Below are 17,601 nucleotides of genomic sequence, written 5' to 3'. Positions count from 1 at the left end.
GCATCAATTGACGTGAGGTTTTCATGCAGAAAAATCGTTTGGGTACATCCGACTTGCTTATTTCGCTCATTGGAATGGGCACCTGGGCCATTGCCGGGCAGGGATGGGAGTACAGTTGGGGCGCGCAAGATGATGGCGATAGTCTAGCGGCGCTGGAGTACGCGGTGGAGCGGGGCGTGAACTGGATAGACACGGCGGCGGTGTACGGGCTGGGTCATGCCGAAACGGTGACAGGGAAGTTGCTAAGACAGGTACCGGCTTCGCGCCGCCCACTTGTGTTCACTAAGGGCAGCTTGGTATGGGATCGCGCGACCCGAGAAATTTCTCATTCGCTCGCACCTCAATCACTGATGATGGAAATCGAGGAAAGTCTTTTCCGTCTGCAGGTTGACGTAATCGACCTCTACCAGATTCATTGGCCGGCTTTCCCGGCCGATGGGAACAGCGAGGGTATCGAGGATGCTATGGCAATCCTGGCTAAGGCAAAGGCACAAGGCAAAATCCGGGCAATCGGGGTATCGAATTTTGATGTTGCGCAACTCGAGCGAGCCCAAGCGGTAACCGATGTCGCTTCCTTGCAGCCGCCGTATTCAGCATTGATGCGCGAAATTGAGGAGCAGATTCTGCCGTATTGCGCGGAGTCGAAGATCGGTGTAATCGCCTATTCCACCTTACAATCGGGGCTGCTCACGGGAAGCATGACCCGCGAGCGTATCGCGAAATTACCCGAAGACGACTGGCGTAAATCGCGCAGTGCCGATTTCCAAGAACCACGCCTAAGCAGGAATCTCGCTTTGGTGGAAGTCATGGCGAATATCGGCGCACGACATGGTGTAAGTGCGGCGGCAGTAGCCATCGCTTGGGTGCTGCGTGCACCGGTAGTGACTGGTGCGATCGTGGGTGCTCGGCGTCCCGACCAAGTGGATGGATTGATTGATGCCACCAGGATCCGGCTTAGCGATAATGAGTTGGAAGAAATACGCCCATACTTGCCGCAGGGCGTGGGGACGAATGTGCCCAGCAGTGTGGCTTGATCGGCAAAGAGGTTTGAATTCTGAAGGTGTTCGCCGGACCCTTGCGATTCTATTGGCTGATGATTTCTGCCGAACCAAGCACTTGAAGTTGCGCGGATTTCGATGCGGCGGTTGTGAGGGTAAACATTATTTTTCGCGTCGTGCTTGGTGTAGACCATTCGTAGGAAAGCGTTTGAGTTTGCCCACTTGCGGGTGTTTGCCTTTGCTGGTTTTTTACCAGTGTTGAGGTAAACGGAGAGGGTGGATTTGCGACCATTTCAGTGAACAGCTTTATAGCTGTCTCAGTACTTGCCCTGCGGACATGCACCGCGCAAAAATTCTTGGCGGTAGGAAGCGCCAACACAAACGTTCCGTACTTGTCTGGAACGGACCAAGCCTCTCCAGGATTACCTGCCAGAAACAGCGCTGCCTTTTCGGGAGGAAGGCTCGGGATTGGCCTCAGCTTTTCTCGGAGTGCTTCCAGATTTGGAAGGTTCTTCATGCAAAGCGATGCGTAAATTTTGGCGAACGAGTTGGCTTGGTCATCACCTTCGCTCGCGAGACAAGCATTCGTACTTAGAGTGATCATAAGTAAGGTGACGAAAAATCTGGACATGCAAACCCCTCCCTGGAGATATCACGATCAAGCTAAGCAGGATTTCAAAGAGTTTCCAACCTGATCATTTACTGCCATAAACCGTGCGCGGGTGTTTCGTGGTTTAGCTTTTTCCGAGGGCGGCTTTTTAGCCTAGCCACTTCATTGTGCGTGGCCTGCGAAACTGGCCGAAACGCTCTGCGCTCAACGCCCATCTTGAACATAGGGACCCAAGGAGAAACCTTGCGTATCCCAGTTGATTTGGTAGATCACTTCCTTCCTTGGCTTGATGTTGGCTGCGATAGTTTTGATGGCGACACCTGCGCACAGTCCAGACTCGGCGAGCCCGGTACCGAGATTCACTTCACCGGGAGGCAAAACGAACGATGCCTTTTGACCGGGAGCTATCTTCGCGGCGCGCTGACCATCAATGTAGAACACCGCATCACATCCCGCGCCGACAAACCCGTCATCACGGAAAATGGTCAGTCGTCCCGCATCTTCCGCATCTTCGATTTTGATCGCGTACATCTCGCTGGCCGGCACTGGCCGCGCTTCCGAAACTTGCATAGGTGATGTTGCGCACCCGCCCAAGGCGAGCAGAAGTGCGCCGGTTGCGATAATCCTTCGCATCATTTTTCCTCCTGAAAAAAAGGCAAATGTATCAGAGCGTCATACTGCTTTGCTTCCTGAAGCCATTCGCAAAAAAACATCGCCAAGTACTACCATGAGGGGCGGCGTCAGGCCAATCGCGTCCTGGCTGAAATCAAGCCTTCAATAGTGAGTCCGTGATGACTCCTGAAAAAATCGTCTTTACAGGCCCAGTGAGAAAGACGGGGCCGACGCCATCCCATTGCACCGTGACAGTTCCGCCGTCGCATTCGACTTCAACGCAGTTGTCCAACAACCCACGACGAATCCCGTTAACCGCGGCGCCGCAAGAGCAGGAGCCCGAGCCTAGCGGAATGCCACCGCCTCGCTCCCAGATACGCAACCGGATGTGCTGTCGGTCAATGATCTGGACGAAATGCACGTTGGTCCTGCGGGGAAACAAGGTGTTGGTTTCAATGGCCGGTCCAATCGTTGCTATCTCAACGTCGGTCAGATCATCGACAAAATAGGTGCAGTGCGGATTTCCCATGCTGCAGGCTATTGGGCTGCCGGCAAGTGGCAGCACTGAAGTATCCATTTCCAGCGCCAGAGGAATATCTGTCCAGTCAAAAAGCGGCTGCCCCATGTTGACGGAAATTGCGCCGGTTGAAGTTCGTTCGCAGTTCAGCAGACCACGGTCGGTGCGAAGAGCAACCGACATCCTGTTGGCTTCGCGCATCAACATATCCGCCGCCCCTCGCGTGGCGCTGCCACATACTTGCAGCGTCGAGCCATCGGCATTCCAAAAAATCAAACGCGCATCTGCATCATCACAGTCGAGCACGACAGCAAGCTGATTGAAGCCGACTCCCCGGTTCCGATCTCCCATTCGCCGAGCCAATTGGCTGGTGACTGGATTGGGTGATTTTCTCGAATCCACGATAACGAAATCATCGCCGTTGGCGTGCATTTTATAAAAGCTCAATGGCATAAATGGACCTGGGACGAGATATGAGATGAAAGAGTGTTTTAAAGCGAAACCGGCCGTTCACTCAAGCGCTTTACCCACCTTCATTCCCATCTCGAACGCACGCGTCTCAAACCCGAACTCTGTGTACATGCGAGCTGCACGTGCATTGAACGGCCATACAGACAATCTCAAGTCCTGAGCGTCATTTTCGATTGCCCAGTCTTTAACGAGTTGAATCAGGTTTCGTCCAATACCCTTTCCCCAAAATTGCTCGGCAACACAAACTGATCCGATGCGAACAACATTCAGCGGTTGCATCAGCGGACCGGAGCTTGCCGACAGGCTCGCAGTAATGAAGGCTGCGGCCTGATGACCGACATTCGCAATGAATACAACCTGGCCCGGTTTCTCGAAAAGACCTGACCAGTGAGCAAGGTCGCGAGAGAAGTCTTCGGTGGCTGCCGCGTAAATATCAGGGCGGGCGGCGTGGTGCACGGCGTTAAGCAATTGCCCCAGCTCGCACATGCTCAATGCGTCTTCTACCGTTGCGGTTCTGTAAGTAATGGCTTCGTCCATGAGTTGTAACTCTCCTTGTTTATGTGGATGGTTCGCAGAGTTTCCGCCTATAAAAGTCGAATGTACCAGAACGCCACACTGCGTCAGAAAAAGGCGGCACCAGCGATGGATGCGCTACGTGTCTGGTTACACCAGCGACTGTTGAATTTGATGATCAAATGCGTCTAGAAAATCGTGCATGCCGATTTCTCCGAGATCTACAGCTTTAGCGCCGCCTGCGGCGATAAAGGTGACATCCGTGATACCCAGGACGTTCAGGATCAGTTTCAAATATTGGGTCGCAATGTCACGGTCTCTAATTGGCGAGTCGATGGTGTATACACCGCCCGAGGCGATCAGCACCGTTGCCTTTTTACCGGTCACCAACCCTTTACCATCAAAGCCCAAGGTCAGGCCCTTACGTACCACGTGATCCACCCACGCCTTGAGTGCCGCAGGGACATTGTAGTTGTAGACCGGCGTTGAGATAACCACATGATCGGTTTCCAGTAATTCGGCCACAAGCTCATTGGATAGCTGCAACGCGGATTTCATTTCAGGCGAATGTTGGGCTTGCGGCGTGAAGTAAGCCTGTAACCAAGGGGCCGTCACAAACGTAAGTGGAGTGTCCGTTAGATCCCGTATCTGGACGACGCCATCAGGGTTTGCAGCTTCCCACGCGGCCACAAATTGGCGAGTGAGCTGGCGGGAGATTGAAGCCTCTCCACGTGGGCTGGTTTCAATGGTGAGAAGCCTGGACATAAAAGTAACTCCTGCGCGCTGACGCGGCGGTATGTTTTGCGTTGTCGCTCTGGGCGATGTGGGACACACTCTACCCAACGCGATCTCTAAGCAGGAGTGATGTAAATATGATTGAGTCCATCTGTTTAAGTGATGGGTCATGATCGGAAATCTCAGCCTGGATCAGTTGCGAATCCTCGTAACCATTGCTGAAACAGGCAGTTTCTCGGCAACGGGACGTCACCTGCGGCGCGCTCAATCTGCAATTAGCCAGTCGATTGCCACCCTCGAGTCAGTTCAAGGTGTGAGGCTGTTTGATCGCAGCGGCCATCGTCCCACGCTCACCGAGGTGGGTAGAGTGCTGGTGGTTCAAGCGCGCGCAGTGCTGGCAAGCGCTGCCCAATTTGAAGCAATGGCCGCCAGTACGGCAGCTGGGGTTGAGCCGGAGTTGGCGATCGCCATAGACCCGTTGGTCCCTAGCGCACCGCTCATCGAAAGCCTGCGCGCTATCCGTGAGGCTTTCCCGCATCTGGCCGTGAGTTTTTCTACCGAAGGCTTGGGCGGTGCAGAGCGCCGATTGCGCAACGGCGATGCCGCGCTGGCGCTTTGCACATTGATTCCGACAGTGCCCGACGATGTCACCGCGTTGCCGCTGCTCAGTGTCGACTTGCGGCCTGTGGTCGCCAGCGGGCATCCGTTGGCGATGTTAGGCCGTCGGGCAACTAGCGCTGACCTCGAGCCTTATGTGCAACTGGTACTTTCCGATCCGGTTACCCCCGACGGCCCAAGTTATGGAGTGACGGGCAGCCACCAGTGGCGGTTTGTAGATTTGGCACGACGGCTGGATTTTTTGCTTGCCGGGTTCGGCTGGTGCCGAATGCCGGAGCATCTGATTGCGGATCATCTGGCGTCAGGACGCCTCGTGCCGCTTGAGTTAACCGCCGAACTTCAGCGCACACCAGACACGCTTACGATCTACGCAGCGCACATGCAAAATCGCTCTTTAGGGAAAGCAGGCCGATGGCTTCTGGATGATCTGACTCGTCGTCTGTGCATGTGAGGATGCGAATACGATTGACGTCAGCGGTTTGGTTATCCCTGTTCTGTACCGATCACTTTGTCGACGTGAATTGACAGGTAGAATGCCAACGCTGCTCAGCACTAAAGGAATTAATGGTGGTCATAACGCGCACGATCGTTAGTGGTCGTACTGTTTGGAGCCGACCGGTTCCGCACGGGTATTTTGATCAAGGACAGTGAAAGCATGCTCACCGCAACATAATCCGCAGCCGTCTCCCTGAATCGGCACTCGCCCTACGTTTACTCCTCAATCCCATTCGAAGATCTAAAGCATGCACCTACGCAAAATTGCAGTTGGGCTGTCGGCCCTTGTTTTGCTCTCAACCGGCGCGGAAGCCCGCAGTCTCCTGGATTTCCTCAAGCCGCAAAGCCAGTCTCAGGAACACGTATCCCGCTCCGGCTCGATCAGCCAGAACGCAGCGTTGGACCTCTATTCAAATAAACAGAAACAGGCATCGTTCGAGGGCTGTGCCGATCTGTTCCCGGCAGCCAAGCCGATCAACATGGCTACCGTGCCTGCAACAATGAACCCGCTGGCCTTGTGTTCCGACAACTTTGCAGTGCTGTACTCGCAAACCAGCAAGACACCGTTGGTGGTGGTAGAGCGTCTTACAGCCGCTCAGCTTCAGGATGCAAAAGGGGAGGAGCGCACTAACCAGTTCTATGCCGACCCACGCATCCCCAAGGGTGGACGGGCAGAGTTGAGCGACTACCGTAGTCAGCATCCGGCCGTGGACCGTGGTCATCAATCTCCGGCTGCCGATGCACCGAGTCCACATGCGATGGCGCAGTCTTTTGCGCTGTCGAACATGGTGCCGCAAGACCCCACCAACAACCGGAAGATCTGGAGCAAGGTCGAATCCGATGTCAGGAAATTTGCCAAGCGAGCCGATGGCGATGTTTTTGTGTTTACCGGGCCGCTCTTTGACTCGGGTCACTCCACCATTGGCGACAACAACGTCTGGGTGCCGACCCGCTTGTTCAAGCTGGTTTACGACGCATCGTCCAAGCGTGCCTGGGCTTACGTATTACCCAACGCAGAAACCCGTATTGAGAGACCGATGGACTACGACGCTTTCGTAAAAAGTACGGGGCTCAAGTTGCTGGGTAATTTACCGGTCACAGGTTCCGTGGGTCGCAGTTGATGCTTTCTGCTTGACGGACTGGACCCTGAAAGCTTGAAAAAAGGGGATGGGTTTATAGTTTTCTTAAACTATATCCGTCTCCTTTTTCGTCTTCCTGGCCAGTCGTGCAACCCATGGATTGGCACTTAAACCATGCAGCAGCACGCTGAGTAAAACGGTACAGGCCGCGGTCGCCACCAGCGTACGGCTGGCGTTCAGGGGGAAGTCCAGGATCATCACGGCGAAGACGATGCTGGCCAGTCCTCGCGGTCCGAACCAACCGATGAACAGACGGGTTTCACCATCGAAGCGGGTTCCCGCCAGGCTGATCAACACAGGCAGGATGCGGATTGCGGTCAAGCTGAGCACCGCGTAAATCCACATGTTCAGGGTGACGATTCCCCAGGCCCAGGGAATCACCAGTGCGCCAAACACGAACCAGGTAATGACCGATAACAAGCTGGCGATTTCTTCGCCGGCCTCGAGCAGATGGTGCTTTTGCTCGGTAAACAAATAGCTCGCGAGCAACCCCCCGACGAAGGAGGCGATAAAGCCGCTGCCACCGAGTGTCTGTGCTGTGGCGAAGCATAAAAGCGCCAGCCCGGGCAGGGTCAATTGTGACCACAAGGGTGTTTGCCAGTGGTGTTTTTCGGAGTAACGCTGCAATTGCCAGGCGATGAGAGTCATGGCAATCCCCACCAATGCTCCGATGCCCAACTCTTCGATAAACAGCTCCAGTCCCAGCGAGAGAGGAGACCGCGTTTGCTCTTCCACCAGCAGTGCCAGGAACATCAACAGCACCGGAACACAGATCCCGTCGTTGAGCCCACTCTCCACGTTCAACCCTTCGCGAACCGGCGCTGGAACCTTGGGGTTGCTCACAACCGCCTTGCCCAGCGCAGCGTCCGTGGGCGCCAGGAGAGTCGCCAGGATGGCCAGTTCCAAGAGAGGAACCTGCGGAAACAACCAGATACCCGCCAGCCAACCGCTCAGGATGGTCAGTGGAAGACCGATCAATAACAGGCGCAGTGGCAATCCTTCGTAGGCCCGTAACACCTTGAGGTCGGCGTTAGCCGCATCGCTGAACAGAACGATCGCCAGGGTCAGCTCAGCCAGGACCTTGAGGCCTTCCTTGTCAATCCGGGGTTGCAGAACACCCAGCATCGCCGGACCCAGAATCAGTCCCACCAGCATGAACATCAGCGGACCATTTAGCAGACGTGACTCGAGTTTCCCGGCAAATATGCTGTAGGCCAGGAGGAAGGCGGCAAGCAAGGCTAAGTTCTGATACATGGACGACCCACCTTTTCAGGTCAGGGCAAGTTGTTCAGATACTTTGGTTTGAGCGTGTTACTGGGCTTTCTATTGCATAAGGTTAGCTGGCTTGGTTGAGCCCGTAGCGAGCAGTTGACGATTACATTCATGAGCCTTGCCCGCTCGGCGCCTCGATCAGGCCATCCGCCACGGTTATCTATGCTTGATTCACCGGAAATTGTTTCGGCAAATACAAGGAAGGTGTGGCATGAATTTATTTAAGTTCGGCACGTTCATCTTTTTCTTCTCTTTGGCCGCATGCGCAACCAGCCCCCCGTATCAACCACCGCCAGTGCCGGCATCTGCAGCAACGTTAAATGATCAACAGATCCACAGTACGTTCATGGGCAAGAAACTATACGGAACCACCCGAGAAGGCAGTCATCCGTATTCGATCACCTTCTTTCCTGATGGAGCAGATGTGTTCGAGATGGCGCCTAACAAGCCCGAGACAGAGCGCTGGACGCTTAACGACGGTGTTGTTTGCGTTATAGCGAAAGGTTATCCAACGGAATGCAGCCAAGTGAAGGTGACTAACAATGAGTACTGGTTGGTCGATCCCACAAACGGGAAAATCAACGCGCATTTGAGGCTCAGTCCATCAACGAAGTAACGGGATGGATCTATTGATACGCGCCTGGTTGTGCCCGCGGCGAGCAGTTGACGATTTTGTCGGCTAACTGTTCGCTCACTCGCTGCTCGCACCACCAAAAGAACAACGTGCCTGCCTTGTAGAACAACGAGACAAGAGCCCTGCCGCACGCTCTGCTAGAAAAAGTTGATCTCGTAGCCGAATCGAGAGGCTGCGTTGACGATATGTTCCCCCATGATCTGGCGTGCCGCCGTCGCATTGCGATCGATGAACGCTTGTACGAGCTGTTCATGTTCTCCGCGAGCCGCATGCGGAATGTTGCTGAACACCGGGCCTCGGCGCGCGAAGGTCATCGTGATCAGCGCGCGCATCGGCTCGAGCACCGTGCGAATCATCGTCTCCAGATAATCATTGCCTGACGCTGCCGCCACGGCCCTGTGAAAATCGAGATCGGCGTTGACGGTTTCCAGGGTCGGCTCGCCTTCGTATTGCATACGCAAGACCGCTGCCTGAATGACTTTCAGCTTGGCGGGAGTCATGTGCGAGGCGGTGAGGGCGGCGGCCTGGCTTTCCAGGACTGCCCGCACTTCAAACATGTTTCGAATGGTGTTGTCACCGTCCAGCATCGGCGCACTCGCGCGCGGTGCCAAAGGCTCCGACGATTGCGGGGGCTCGGAGACGAAGACACCTACGCCCTGGCGTGACTGAATCAGCCCCTGCGCCCGCAGCGTGGCGATGCCTTCACGCACCACGTTGCGGCTGACGCCGAAGTTCTGCGAGAGAAACTGTTCGGTGGGCAAGCGGTCACCCGGTCGCAGCCGCCCGGAAGCGATCTCGTCGCTCAACGAGCGGGCGATGTGCTCGGCCAGATGAGGTCGCCGCGCTACGGGTTGCACATTCATTTCACTCATTCTTTTTCATCCCCTCACTTGTCTTCTTAATCTACATCAGAAGACTTGTTCCTGACAGTTAAAACTGAATTTCGCTAAACGCATAAAATATAAAAATCAATAAAAACAATGAGTTGACAGAAATATAGACCAAAGTCCGTCGAAATCACTCAGTTGTTCAGTTGAAGGACAACAGGACGTCATGTACGTTGTTCTCAACCTGACACGGGCGAATTCAAAAAATCGCTGTGCCAGCTTCGCAACCCGCTTGAGGCGCAGTCTTATGAAAATTGCCAGCATTGAAACCATTCCGCTTCGTATTCCCTTCACCACCGGTGGCCCGTCAGCCGGCGGGGTCTGGGGGCCGAAAGACCTGCAAATGGTCGATTCTCTTGTGGTCAAGATCACCACCGACGACGGTATCGTTGGCTGGGGCGAAACCTTCGGCTTCACCGCGATCCCAGCTGTCAAAGTGGTGATCGACACGATCCTTGCGCCTGAGCTGATCGGCAGTGATGTCACTCGACGGGAGAAGTTACAGGGCGATCTGCAGAAGAAATTTCACGTTTTCGGTCGCAGCGGCGCGTTTATCTATGGCCTCTCGGCGATAGACATTGCGCTGTGGGATATCGCCGGCAAAGCCGCCGAAAAACCGATCTACCAACTGCTGGGTGGCAGTGAGGCGACGTCTCTTGCGGCGTATGCAAGCCTGATCCGTTACGCCGATCCCGAACTCATCCGCATCAATGTGCAGCGCGCGGTCAACAGCGGTTTCCGTCACCTCAAGCTGCACGAGGTGGATATCAACGTCATCCGCGCGGCGTGTGAGGCCGCCGGTCCTGGCGTGGAAATCACCCTCGACGTCAACGCTCCGTGGACGGTGCGCGAAGCGTTGGACATGACCGAGAAACTTCGCCCATTGAACCTGCGCTGGATCGAAGAACCGGTGTGGCCACCGGAAGACTATTCAGGGCTGGCAAGGGTGCGCGCGCACGGCGGGATTCCGGTGGCAGCCGGCGAGAATGCCTCGACGCTCATGGACTTCCAGCACCTGCTTGAGGCCGGTGCGGTGGATTTCGTGCAGCCGAGCCCCGCCAAGATGGGCGGCATCACCGAACTGCAAAAAGTCTATGCGCTGGCCAACGCCCATGGCGTCACCGTGATGGTCCACGCCTTTTATGACGGCCCCGGCCTGCTGGCGGCGGTGCATGGAAGTGCGGCCCTGGGCGGCGCCAAGTCACTGGTCGAATGGCGTTACTTCGATCTCGAAGCGCAACTCTATGGCGACGCCATCATTCCGCGTAACGGCCGCATCGACGTCCCGCAAGGGCCGGGGCTCGGCATCGAGCCGGACCCGGACGTGATTCGGGACTACCGCTTCAAACCTTGACCCCAAAAGCCGCTTGTTCATTGCCGAGTTGATCGAAGCCGAAGTGTCGGCCTCGATCAGTCATGACGACATTCTTGATAAAAACAAATACGAGGATTGATGACATGTTAGACAGGATCGTAGGACCGATTTTACCCGTCGCCTTTGTGATCGCGCTGGGCTACATCGCCGGCAAGCGTGGACGACTTACCCATTCGGACAGCCTGCTGATCAGTCGGCTGGTGCTTGGCTGGATATTCCCGGCGTTACTATTCGTCGGTATGGCGAGCACGCCCCGTGAACAGCTGTTCGACTTCAAGTTCATCGTAGCAACTTTCATCGGCATCATGGGCATGTACACGATGGCGTTGGCGATCGGCTGGTTCAGCTCTCGCAATCTCAAGGTGGCGACGCTCAAAGGTTTCGTGAACGGTTATCCGGACGCTGCCTTCATGGGCATCCCGATCCTGGGCGCAATGTTCGGCGCGGGCAGCATTTACTCGGTGCTGGTGCTGAACCTGGTCGCGAGCCTGGTGATGATTCCGCTGACGACCATGTTGCTCACCATCGCCGATGGAAAGGCCAGTGGCGGCCAGGCGTTCGTGTCCAGCCTTTCAGGGGCAGTACGTCGTCCACTGATGTGGGCGCCGGCATTGGGGATTCTGCTTTCCGTGCTGCAGGTCAAGTTGCCGCCGCTTGCTGCCGAGTCCCTCACTCTTCTCGGCAAGGCCACGCCCGGCGTATCCCTGCTGTGCCTGGGGCTGATCATGTCGTCAGAGAAACTGAAAATGTCCGGTGAAGTCTGGGGCAACCTTGGGCTCAAGCTGTTCATTCACCCTGTGCTGATGTTCGGCGCGACGGTCCTGCTGGGCACTCGTGGCCTGTACGCACAACAAATGATCCTGCTTTGCGCGCTTCCATCGGCGACGATCCCGGCGATGTTTGCGAACCAGACCGGCGCCTATCAAAGTGAAGCCGCGACCTCCATTCTGGTCAGCACCGTGCTGTCGATCGTGACGTTCTCTGCGGCGATCTACTTTATTGATGGAGGCCTCGCCGCCGCTTGATGGCGGCTTCCGCAAAACGTAGGGATGGGCTGGCGTGGATTGCGGCATGTGTGCCGAATACCACGCCGCGCTTCCCCTGAATCCATTCGGTTTCAACTGGCCGGTTCACTCAACAGGTCAAATCATTCGCCCGTCGGGCCGACGTTATATTCCTCGTCGGTGACCTTTTCCATCCAGACAACACTCACACCATCCAACGCTTCCTGGACCCCAATATGGGTCATGGCAGTGGTGGCGCTCGCGCCGTGCCAGTGTTTATGACCCGGTGGGCACCAGATCACATCGCCGGCACGAATTTCCACGATCGGTTCGCCTTCACACTGCGTCCAGCCGCAGCCTGCAGTGACGATCAGCGTCTGACCCAGCGGATGGGTGTGCCAGGCGCTACGAGCACCGGGTTCAAAGGTAACGCTGACGATGGACGCTCGGGCCGGTTCAGGAGGGGTGTTGATCGGGTCCATGCGGACGGTGCCCGTGAAGTAAGCTTCCGGGGCTTTTATCGATGGCTGCGAGCCTGCGCGCTTGAGGATCATGGTCCAGTCCTGTTGATGAATGAAAAGGAAACGCAGCGAGCTTTATGCTCCGCATACACTATCTGCATGTTCTGGAGTAAAGCTACCCGTGGAAGCTAACCGATTTGGTGACATCGCTGCATTTGTCTGCGCCGTGAAGGCTGGAAGCTTCACCGCAGCGGCGGCCTCACTCGGCCTGACCCGATCGGCAGTGGGAAAAAGTATAGTTCGCCTGGAAAGCCGGCTGGGCGCACGGCTGCTCAATCGCACGACGCGCAAACTGAGCCTGACTGATGAAGGACAGGTGGCTTATGAGCGCTGGCGGCAGATTCTCGAAGATCTGGATGAGGTGGACGCAACCATGGCCTTGCGCCGTGGAAGGCCAACCGGGACCTTCAAACTCACCGCGCCGCTGTCTTTTGGTCAGCGTCACATTCTGCCGATTCTGGGTGCTTATCTGAAACAGTGGCCTGAACTGCGGGCGGACGTCTGGTTTACCGATCGCTTTGTTGATCTGATCGAAGAGGGCATCGACATCGCCGTACGGATCGGTGCGCCCAAAGATGACTCAAATTTATTCACCCGTACCGTGGCTTGGCAGCAGTTTGCGACGTGCGCCTCGCCAACATATCTGGCCCAGCGCGGAGTGCCGCAAACACCCGCTGACCTTATCGAACATGACACCATCGCTTTATTCAATGGCGAGCAGCCGACCGTCTGGCGTTACCAGACACCTGCCGGCCCTCATCTGTACGAAGAGCCTGGGCGACTGAACATCGACAGTTCCGAAGCCACGCGAGAAGCGGCGCTGGCAGGCATCGGCCTGATTCACCTGCCGACCTACATTACCGGTAACGACCTGCGCGACGGCACGTTAGTGGAAGTGCTGAAACCGTTTCGCGCACCTCCCGACCCCATCCGAATCGTCTATACCAGCAAGCGTCACTTGTCCCCCCGCGTTCGCCAGTTCATTGATCTGTTGATTGAGCGGTGGGAAACGGGAGTGCCTTGGGAAAGATAACGCCATTGGGGACTCAGAGGACCGTGTAAAGGGCGCGAACTGCTGTTTATCCAGCCTGAGGAATCAATAAATATGTCAGTCATCGTCACTTACGGGACTGCCATCATGACTACCGCCACACATTTCTCGCCACCCGCTCAACCTGCCACTTTACCGACCGCGCATCCTTCGCTTGAGCGTCATCCCGGGTTTCAACGCTTGTTCAAACCGGAGGCGCTAACGGTTGGCCTGATTTTGCCCCTCGAAACCCACCCGGGCCGACCAGCTCCGACCATGCGTGATCACGTGGAGATGGCGCAGCGCGCCGAAGCGCTTGGCGTTGGTGCGTTATGGATGCGCGACATACCTTTCTACGACCCGGAGTATGGCGATGTGGCGCAGATCTTTGAGCCACTGGTCTACATCGGCTACCTGGCCGCCGCCACCCGCAGCATCGTCCTCGGTACCACGGGTATTGTGCTGCCGACCCGTGATCCGATGTACCTGGCCAAGCAAGCGACGTCCCTCGATCAACTCAGTGAAGGTCGTCTGGTGTTGGGCCTTTCCTCGGGCGATCGATACAGCGATTACCCGATGCTGGGCATCGATTATGAATCCCGTGGCGATCGCTACCGTGATGCCTTTTCGGTGTTTCGAACCCTGATCGAACAGAGTTTCCCGCGTTTCCGTTCCGAGCGATTCGGTGGCTCGCCGGGCAACCTCGATCTGGTGCCGAAAGCGCCGTATGGCCGCGTTCCCTCGATTGCTGTTGGCCAGGCGCAACAAAGCATCGAATGGTTGGCACAGCACCTCGATGGCTATCTCGCCGGCGTCCAAAGCCCAGAGCGGTTGGCATCGTTGGGCGAGAGTTGGCGCGCCTCCGTGCAGGAAGCAGAGAATCGCAATGCCTTCAAACCGTTGGGCCTGGGTGGTTATCTGGACCTCAGCGACAACCCGGATCAGCCGTTTCAGCGCATCCAGGGCGGTTTCCGGGCGGGGCGAAACGGCCTGCGCAATTACCTGGAGCAAGCGCAATCTGCCGGTGTCTCGCATATCGCGCTCAACCCCAAGGTCAGCCGTCAACCCTATGGCGAAATCCTCGACGAACTCGGCGAGTACGTGCTGCCGTACTTCCCGTCACATTCCTGAGAGCACGCGGAGGAATCACTCATGTCATCACTTTTCGAATCTTATGACCTCGCGGGTCAGCCGCTGCCGAATCGCATCGTCATGGCACCGATGACCCGCGCTCGCGTCGAGGGCACCGTGCCGTCTGAAGACATGGCGACCTACTACGCCCAGCGCGCCGGAGCCGGCCTGATCATCAGTGAAAGCGCTCAGGTTTCTCCACAGGGACGTGGCTACCTGTACACCCCGGGCATCCACAGCGCAGCGCAAATTCAAGGCTGGAAGCGCGTGACTGATGCGGTTCATCAAGCCGGGGGACGCATGTTCCTTCAGCTCTGGCATGTGGGGCGCGTCTCGCATTCTTCCTTGCTGGAGGGACGCTCACCTGTCGCGCCCGTGGCCACGCTCGCCACTCAAACGTTGGTGCATGCTTACGACAGCGACGGCAAGCCTGCCCAGGTTCCTGTGAGTGCGCCCGTGGCTTTGGATGCCGAGGGTATTCGGCAGGTCATTGCGGAGTTTCGCCTTGCCTCGGCCAATGCCATGTCGGCAGGTTTTGACGGCGTCGAAATTCACGCCGGCAACGGCTATCTGTTTGAACAGTTCATCAATGGCGGCTTCAACACGCGTGAAGATCGTTACGGTGGAGCACCGATTGCCAATCGCCTGCGATTGCTGCTTGAGACGGTCGACGCGGTGAGTGCGCAGATCGGCAGTTCGAAGGTAGGTGTGCGCGTGTCGCCTTTCGCCCATCTGGCGGATCTGCACCCGTTCGATGGCGAAGAGGCCACTTGGCTTGCCCTGGCCGGAGCACTGTCGCAACGCCAGATTGCCTACTTGCATGCGAGCCATCTCGGCACGCCGGGTTTCCAAAAAGATTTCCGTGCCGCTTACGACGGCACCTTGATGGTGTCGGGCGGATTCACCCGTGAAACAGCACAGCAGGCCATCGAAGAAGGATTAAGCGACCTGGTGGTGTTTGGCCGGCCGTTTATTGCCAATCCCGACCTGGTCAATCGCTTGCGCCACGGCTGGCCACTGGCCGAAGCGGGAAGGGAGGCTTACTACGGTGGGGAAGCACACGGCTACATCGACTATCCCGCGTACTCGTCGCCAGTTGCAGAGTGCGCATAGTGGACCCCGCCGCGCAGGTTCTTCATTTTGACGAATTACGAGGGTCGTCATGACTATCAATATACTCAAGCCCCAACGGACCTGTTCCATACACCTGAGAGATGTACTCCCCCGACTTGGCCCAATGAAAATGCGGCGTATTGGCCGGGAGCACTACAACACTGCCAGGACCGTAAGCGACCAACTTGTCTGGATCGAAGACAGACCCGAAACCTATATAAAACACACCGGACATGACGGTGTAGATACGGTCTTCAGGATGGGTATGGGGCATTAATTTAATGCCGTCAGGCACTTTGACCCGCACTACGTAAGGGCCTGGCTTACCAGGGTCGCCGACCACAACCGCCAGCTTCACTTCCTTCGGGAACGCTGGAAAGCTGCGCCACTCCACATCCTCATTATGCAAGGCCCCGGGTTTGCCGAGCGGCAAGGGTTGCGCTTGAACGAACGGCATTGCTGCGCACGCGACAAGAAGGGTGGTCAGGCAGGCAGTTTTCATAATGCTGTGAATCATGAGAGGCACCTTGGCTACGTCATCTGTAAATCGGCATCGACACCGGTTCTCTATAAACACGTGAGGCGAGTCGCCGCTGAAGACACAAAAATCCTGCGTAATCTATCGGTAGAGCATTGCTGTGATAACGCCGCCGATGCGTATTTCAGTTGATCCATAATGTAATCAATAGCTGATGTCCTGCCCCTCATTGAAACACCGCCGTCATTCGGCGTTCGACCGGCTGGCTCGAACAAGACAGATGGACTCTTGATCTATCGGTTGACGGTGAGGCGACCTCACAATAACTGTAGCAAGCGAACTGGAAAAGAATAAACCTGTCCTCTAATTCCTATCGCCTAAACTTTGTCTCACGAATGATTCATCTTCGATGGTTTTGCGCTATTAACTTTATCGTGAATAAATATATTTGCGGGTTGTTGAGTGGCTACCATCAAAGCATTGGACCCGTAGACCAAGGTGAAGGTTATGAATAAGGTAATTATTTATTCACTAGTCGTGCTGTACATGACGGGCTGCTCTTCTTCTGGTCATCAAACTGCGGCTGATGCCCACGCCGCTGCGCCGGCAAACGCGAAACAATTAAGTGGGAGCGAGATTAACTCGACGGTGATAGGTCGCAAGCATTCGAGTGTGACGTCTACCGGTTATCCCTTTACTGAAACATTAAACCCTGATGGGACTGCAGTAATCCAGATTTCCAGCGATCCTGAGCAGGCGGGTCATTGGGTGATTATGGAGGATGTTATCTGTGTGACCTATCAGAAATATGGCAAGGAGTGCAATAAAGTACTCACTGATGGGGTTGCAATCTGGTTTGTCGATAGCGTGAATAACAAAACCAATAACAAATTCAAAGTCAAATAAAGGCTGTGACTGTTGTCATTTGACTGATGAGTTTTATCGGGGTTTGCGGACAGTGGAGGTGAGGTATGAATATTGAACGTTGGAGTTGCCTGTTCCTGGTACTTGCCTTGTCCGGGTGTGCTACGTCTGGTGGAAATACAGTGAAGCCGGTTTCTCCTTCAGCGGTGGCGCTTGATGATGAGCAAGTGCGCAGCACCTTGGTCGGGAACAAACTCAATAATATCGGCCCTTCAGGCCTACCCTATACGTTAAGTTTCAATGCCGATGGGACCGAAATATTCACACTGTCCGGCAAACCACCCGAGACGGAATACTGGACCGTCAAGGATGGGGTGATTTGTTTCACCTCGCCCAAAATCCCCAAAGAATGTTATCGATTAAAAAAAGACAAGGATGATTACTGGCTGGTACATCCACAGACGGGAGCAGTCCACTACCACTACACACTGACTCCACAGTGATCGTGGCCTGTTCCGGCGTCATGAGCGCCGTGAGCGTCATATGAAGCGCGCAATGCGCGCCAGTACCGAAGTTTCCGATTA

General features: G+C 55.8%; 20 protein-coding genes. 11 read left to right on the top strand and 9 right to left on the bottom strand.

Annotated elements, in window-relative coordinates:
- Positions 1–23 precede the first annotated feature (23 nt).
- The gene (locus tag HNR03_RS16655; RefSeq protein ID WP_259154688.1) at positions 24–1,034 is read left to right on the top strand and encodes an aldo/keto reductase; all 1,011 of its coding nucleotides are present in this window, start codon (positions 24–26) and stop codon (positions 1,032–1,034) included.
- A 49-nt stretch (positions 1,035–1,083) separates the two neighbouring features.
- Here HNR03_RS16655 and HNR03_RS16650 read toward each other — a convergent pair whose 3' ends face one another.
- From HNR03_RS16650 to HNR03_RS16630, 5 genes are all read right to left on the bottom strand, one after another.
- A complete protein-coding gene (locus tag HNR03_RS16650) occupies positions 1,084–1,629 on the bottom strand; it encodes an NMCC_0638 family (lipo)protein (RefSeq protein WP_259154686.1) in 546 nt (181 codons plus the stop codon).
- A 183-nt stretch (positions 1,630–1,812) separates the two neighbouring features.
- A complete protein-coding gene (locus HNR03_RS16645; protein ID WP_310504546.1) occupies positions 1,813–2,244 on the bottom strand; it encodes a hypothetical protein in 432 nt (143 codons plus the stop codon).
- Between the two features lie 130 nt (positions 2,245–2,374).
- The gene (dapF, locus tag HNR03_RS16640) at positions 2,375–3,190 is read right to left on the bottom strand and encodes a diaminopimelate epimerase (RefSeq protein WP_259154685.1); all 816 of its coding nucleotides are present in this window, start codon (positions 3,188–3,190) and stop codon (positions 2,375–2,377) included.
- 57 nt (positions 3,191–3,247) lie between these two features.
- Complete coding sequence (locus HNR03_RS16635; protein ID WP_259154684.1) at positions 3,248–3,745, bottom strand: GNAT family N-acetyltransferase; 498 nt, start codon at positions 3,743–3,745, stop codon at positions 3,248–3,250.
- Positions 3,746–3,871: 126 nt separating this feature from the next.
- On the bottom strand, positions 3,872–4,486 hold the full coding sequence (locus HNR03_RS16630; protein WP_222587319.1) for an FMN-dependent NADH-azoreductase: 615 nt from the start codon (positions 4,484–4,486) through the stop codon (positions 3,872–3,874).
- Between the two features lie 139 nt (positions 4,487–4,625).
- Here HNR03_RS16630 and HNR03_RS16625 point away from each other — a divergent pair, with 139 nt between their 5' ends.
- Positions 4,626–5,525, top strand: a complete 900-nt coding sequence (locus HNR03_RS16625) for a LysR family transcriptional regulator (RefSeq protein WP_259154683.1) — start codon at positions 4,626–4,628, stop codon at positions 5,523–5,525.
- A 292-nt stretch (positions 5,526–5,817) separates the two neighbouring features.
- A complete protein-coding gene (locus tag HNR03_RS16620; RefSeq protein ID WP_259154682.1) occupies positions 5,818–6,690 on the top strand; it encodes a DNA/RNA non-specific endonuclease in 873 nt (290 codons plus the stop codon).
- Between the two features lie 63 nt (positions 6,691–6,753).
- Here the strand turns inward: HNR03_RS16620 and HNR03_RS16615 are convergent, their stop codons facing one another.
- A complete protein-coding gene (locus HNR03_RS16615) occupies positions 6,754–7,962 on the bottom strand; it encodes a sodium:proton antiporter (RefSeq protein WP_259154681.1) in 1,209 nt (402 codons plus the stop codon).
- A 229-nt stretch (positions 7,963–8,191) separates the two neighbouring features.
- Between HNR03_RS16615 and HNR03_RS16610 the strand changes: the two genes are divergently transcribed.
- Positions 8,192–8,596 (top strand): hypothetical protein, encoded by a 405-nt coding sequence (locus HNR03_RS16610; protein WP_259154680.1) that lies wholly within the window; start codon positions 8,192–8,194, stop codon positions 8,594–8,596.
- Between the two features lie 155 nt (positions 8,597–8,751).
- On the opposite strand, the gene HNR03_RS16605 is transcribed toward HNR03_RS16610, so the two are convergent.
- A complete protein-coding gene (locus HNR03_RS16605; protein ID WP_259154679.1) occupies positions 8,752–9,486 on the bottom strand; it encodes a FadR/GntR family transcriptional regulator in 735 nt (244 codons plus the stop codon).
- Between the two features lie 262 nt (positions 9,487–9,748).
- Between HNR03_RS16605 and HNR03_RS16600 the strand changes: the two genes are divergently transcribed.
- Complete coding sequence (locus HNR03_RS16600) at positions 9,749–10,855, top strand: mandelate racemase/muconate lactonizing enzyme family protein (RefSeq protein WP_259154678.1); 1,107 nt, start codon at positions 9,749–9,751, stop codon at positions 10,853–10,855.
- A gap of 104 nt (positions 10,856–10,959) precedes the next feature.
- Positions 10,960–11,901, top strand: coding sequence for an AEC family transporter (locus HNR03_RS16595; protein ID WP_222587313.1), 942 nt, complete (start codon positions 10,960–10,962; stop codon positions 11,899–11,901).
- A gap of 122 nt (positions 11,902–12,023) precedes the next feature.
- On the opposite strand, the gene HNR03_RS16590 is transcribed toward HNR03_RS16595, so the two are convergent.
- On the bottom strand, positions 12,024–12,434 hold the full coding sequence (locus tag HNR03_RS16590) for a cupin domain-containing protein (protein WP_090185372.1): 411 nt from the start codon (positions 12,432–12,434) through the stop codon (positions 12,024–12,026).
- Positions 12,435–12,522: 88 nt separating this feature from the next.
- Here HNR03_RS16590 and HNR03_RS16585 point away from each other — a divergent pair, with 88 nt between their 5' ends.
- From HNR03_RS16585 to HNR03_RS16575, 3 genes are all read left to right on the top strand, one after another.
- Positions 12,523–13,434, top strand: a complete 912-nt coding sequence (locus HNR03_RS16585) for a LysR family transcriptional regulator (protein ID WP_259154677.1) — start codon at positions 12,523–12,525, stop codon at positions 13,432–13,434.
- A 105-nt stretch (positions 13,435–13,539) separates the two neighbouring features.
- Complete coding sequence (locus HNR03_RS16580) at positions 13,540–14,562, top strand: LLM class oxidoreductase (protein ID WP_259154676.1); 1,023 nt, start codon at positions 13,540–13,542, stop codon at positions 14,560–14,562.
- Between the two features lie 21 nt (positions 14,563–14,583).
- A complete protein-coding gene (locus HNR03_RS16575) occupies positions 14,584–15,675 on the top strand; it encodes an alkene reductase (RefSeq protein WP_259154675.1) in 1,092 nt (363 codons plus the stop codon).
- Between the two features lie 22 nt (positions 15,676–15,697).
- Here HNR03_RS16575 and HNR03_RS16570 read toward each other — a convergent pair whose 3' ends face one another.
- Positions 15,698–16,192 (bottom strand): cupin domain-containing protein, encoded by a 495-nt coding sequence (locus HNR03_RS16570; protein WP_259154674.1) that lies wholly within the window; start codon positions 16,190–16,192, stop codon positions 15,698–15,700.
- Positions 16,193–16,660: 468 nt separating this feature from the next.
- Here HNR03_RS16570 and HNR03_RS16565 point away from each other — a divergent pair, with 468 nt between their 5' ends.
- The gene (locus HNR03_RS16565) at positions 16,661–17,059 is read left to right on the top strand and encodes a hypothetical protein (RefSeq protein ID WP_259154673.1); all 399 of its coding nucleotides are present in this window, start codon (positions 16,661–16,663) and stop codon (positions 17,057–17,059) included.
- A gap of 65 nt (positions 17,060–17,124) precedes the next feature.
- On the top strand, positions 17,125–17,520 hold the full coding sequence (locus tag HNR03_RS16560; protein WP_157695042.1) for a hypothetical protein: 396 nt from the start codon (positions 17,125–17,127) through the stop codon (positions 17,518–17,520).
- Positions 17,521–17,601: the final 81 nt, after the last annotated feature.

Origin of the sequence: Pseudomonas sp. JAI111, assembly GCF_024809425.1 — a bacterium.
In the GTDB taxonomy this organism is placed as follows: Bacteria; Pseudomonadota; Gammaproteobacteria; order Pseudomonadales; family Pseudomonadaceae; genus Aquipseudomonas.
This window is presented reverse-complemented; position numbering and strand designations above follow the sequence as displayed.

Excerpts from the sequence above, each read along its gene's own strand:
- HNR03_RS16655 (WP_259154688.1), top strand. The coding sequence starts at position 24 with ATGCAGAAAAATCGTTTGGGTACATCCGACTTGCTTATTTCGCTCATT.
- HNR03_RS16650 (WP_259154686.1), bottom strand. The coding sequence starts at position 1,629 with ATGTCCAGATTTTTCGTCACCTTACTTATGATCACTCTAAGTACGAAT.
- HNR03_RS16645 (WP_310504546.1), bottom strand. The coding sequence starts at position 2,244 with ATGATGCGAAGGATTATCGCAACCGGCGCACTTCTGCTCGCCTTGGGC.
- dapF (WP_259154685.1), bottom strand. The coding sequence starts at position 3,190 with ATGCCATTGAGCTTTTATAAAATGCACGCCAACGGCGATGATTTCGTT.
- HNR03_RS16635 (WP_259154684.1), bottom strand. The coding sequence starts at position 3,745 with ATGGACGAAGCCATTACTTACAGAACCGCAACGGTAGAAGACGCATTG.
- HNR03_RS16630 (WP_222587319.1), bottom strand. The coding sequence starts at position 4,486 with ATGTCCAGGCTTCTCACCATTGAAACCAGCCCACGTGGAGAGGCTTCA.
- HNR03_RS16625 (WP_259154683.1), top strand. The coding sequence starts at position 4,626 with ATGATCGGAAATCTCAGCCTGGATCAGTTGCGAATCCTCGTAACCATT.
- HNR03_RS16620 (WP_259154682.1), top strand. The coding sequence starts at position 5,818 with ATGCACCTACGCAAAATTGCAGTTGGGCTGTCGGCCCTTGTTTTGCTC.
- HNR03_RS16615 (WP_259154681.1), bottom strand. The coding sequence starts at position 7,962 with ATGTATCAGAACTTAGCCTTGCTTGCCGCCTTCCTCCTGGCCTACAGC.
- HNR03_RS16610 (WP_259154680.1), top strand. The coding sequence starts at position 8,192 with ATGAATTTATTTAAGTTCGGCACGTTCATCTTTTTCTTCTCTTTGGCC.
- HNR03_RS16605 (WP_259154679.1), bottom strand. The coding sequence starts at position 9,486 with ATGAGTGAAATGAATGTGCAACCCGTAGCGCGGCGACCTCATCTGGCC.
- HNR03_RS16600 (WP_259154678.1), top strand. The coding sequence starts at position 9,749 with ATGAAAATTGCCAGCATTGAAACCATTCCGCTTCGTATTCCCTTCACC.
- HNR03_RS16595 (WP_222587313.1), top strand. The coding sequence starts at position 10,960 with ATGTTAGACAGGATCGTAGGACCGATTTTACCCGTCGCCTTTGTGATC.
- HNR03_RS16590 (WP_090185372.1), bottom strand. The coding sequence starts at position 12,434 with ATGATCCTCAAGCGCGCAGGCTCGCAGCCATCGATAAAAGCCCCGGAA.
- HNR03_RS16580 (WP_259154676.1), top strand. The coding sequence starts at position 13,540 with ATGACTACCGCCACACATTTCTCGCCACCCGCTCAACCTGCCACTTTA.
- HNR03_RS16575 (WP_259154675.1), top strand. The coding sequence starts at position 14,584 with ATGTCATCACTTTTCGAATCTTATGACCTCGCGGGTCAGCCGCTGCCG.
- HNR03_RS16570 (WP_259154674.1), bottom strand. The coding sequence starts at position 16,192 with ATGATTCACAGCATTATGAAAACTGCCTGCCTGACCACCCTTCTTGTC.
- HNR03_RS16565 (WP_259154673.1), top strand. The coding sequence starts at position 16,661 with ATGAATAAGGTAATTATTTATTCACTAGTCGTGCTGTACATGACGGGC.
- HNR03_RS16560 (WP_157695042.1), top strand. The coding sequence starts at position 17,125 with ATGAATATTGAACGTTGGAGTTGCCTGTTCCTGGTACTTGCCTTGTCC.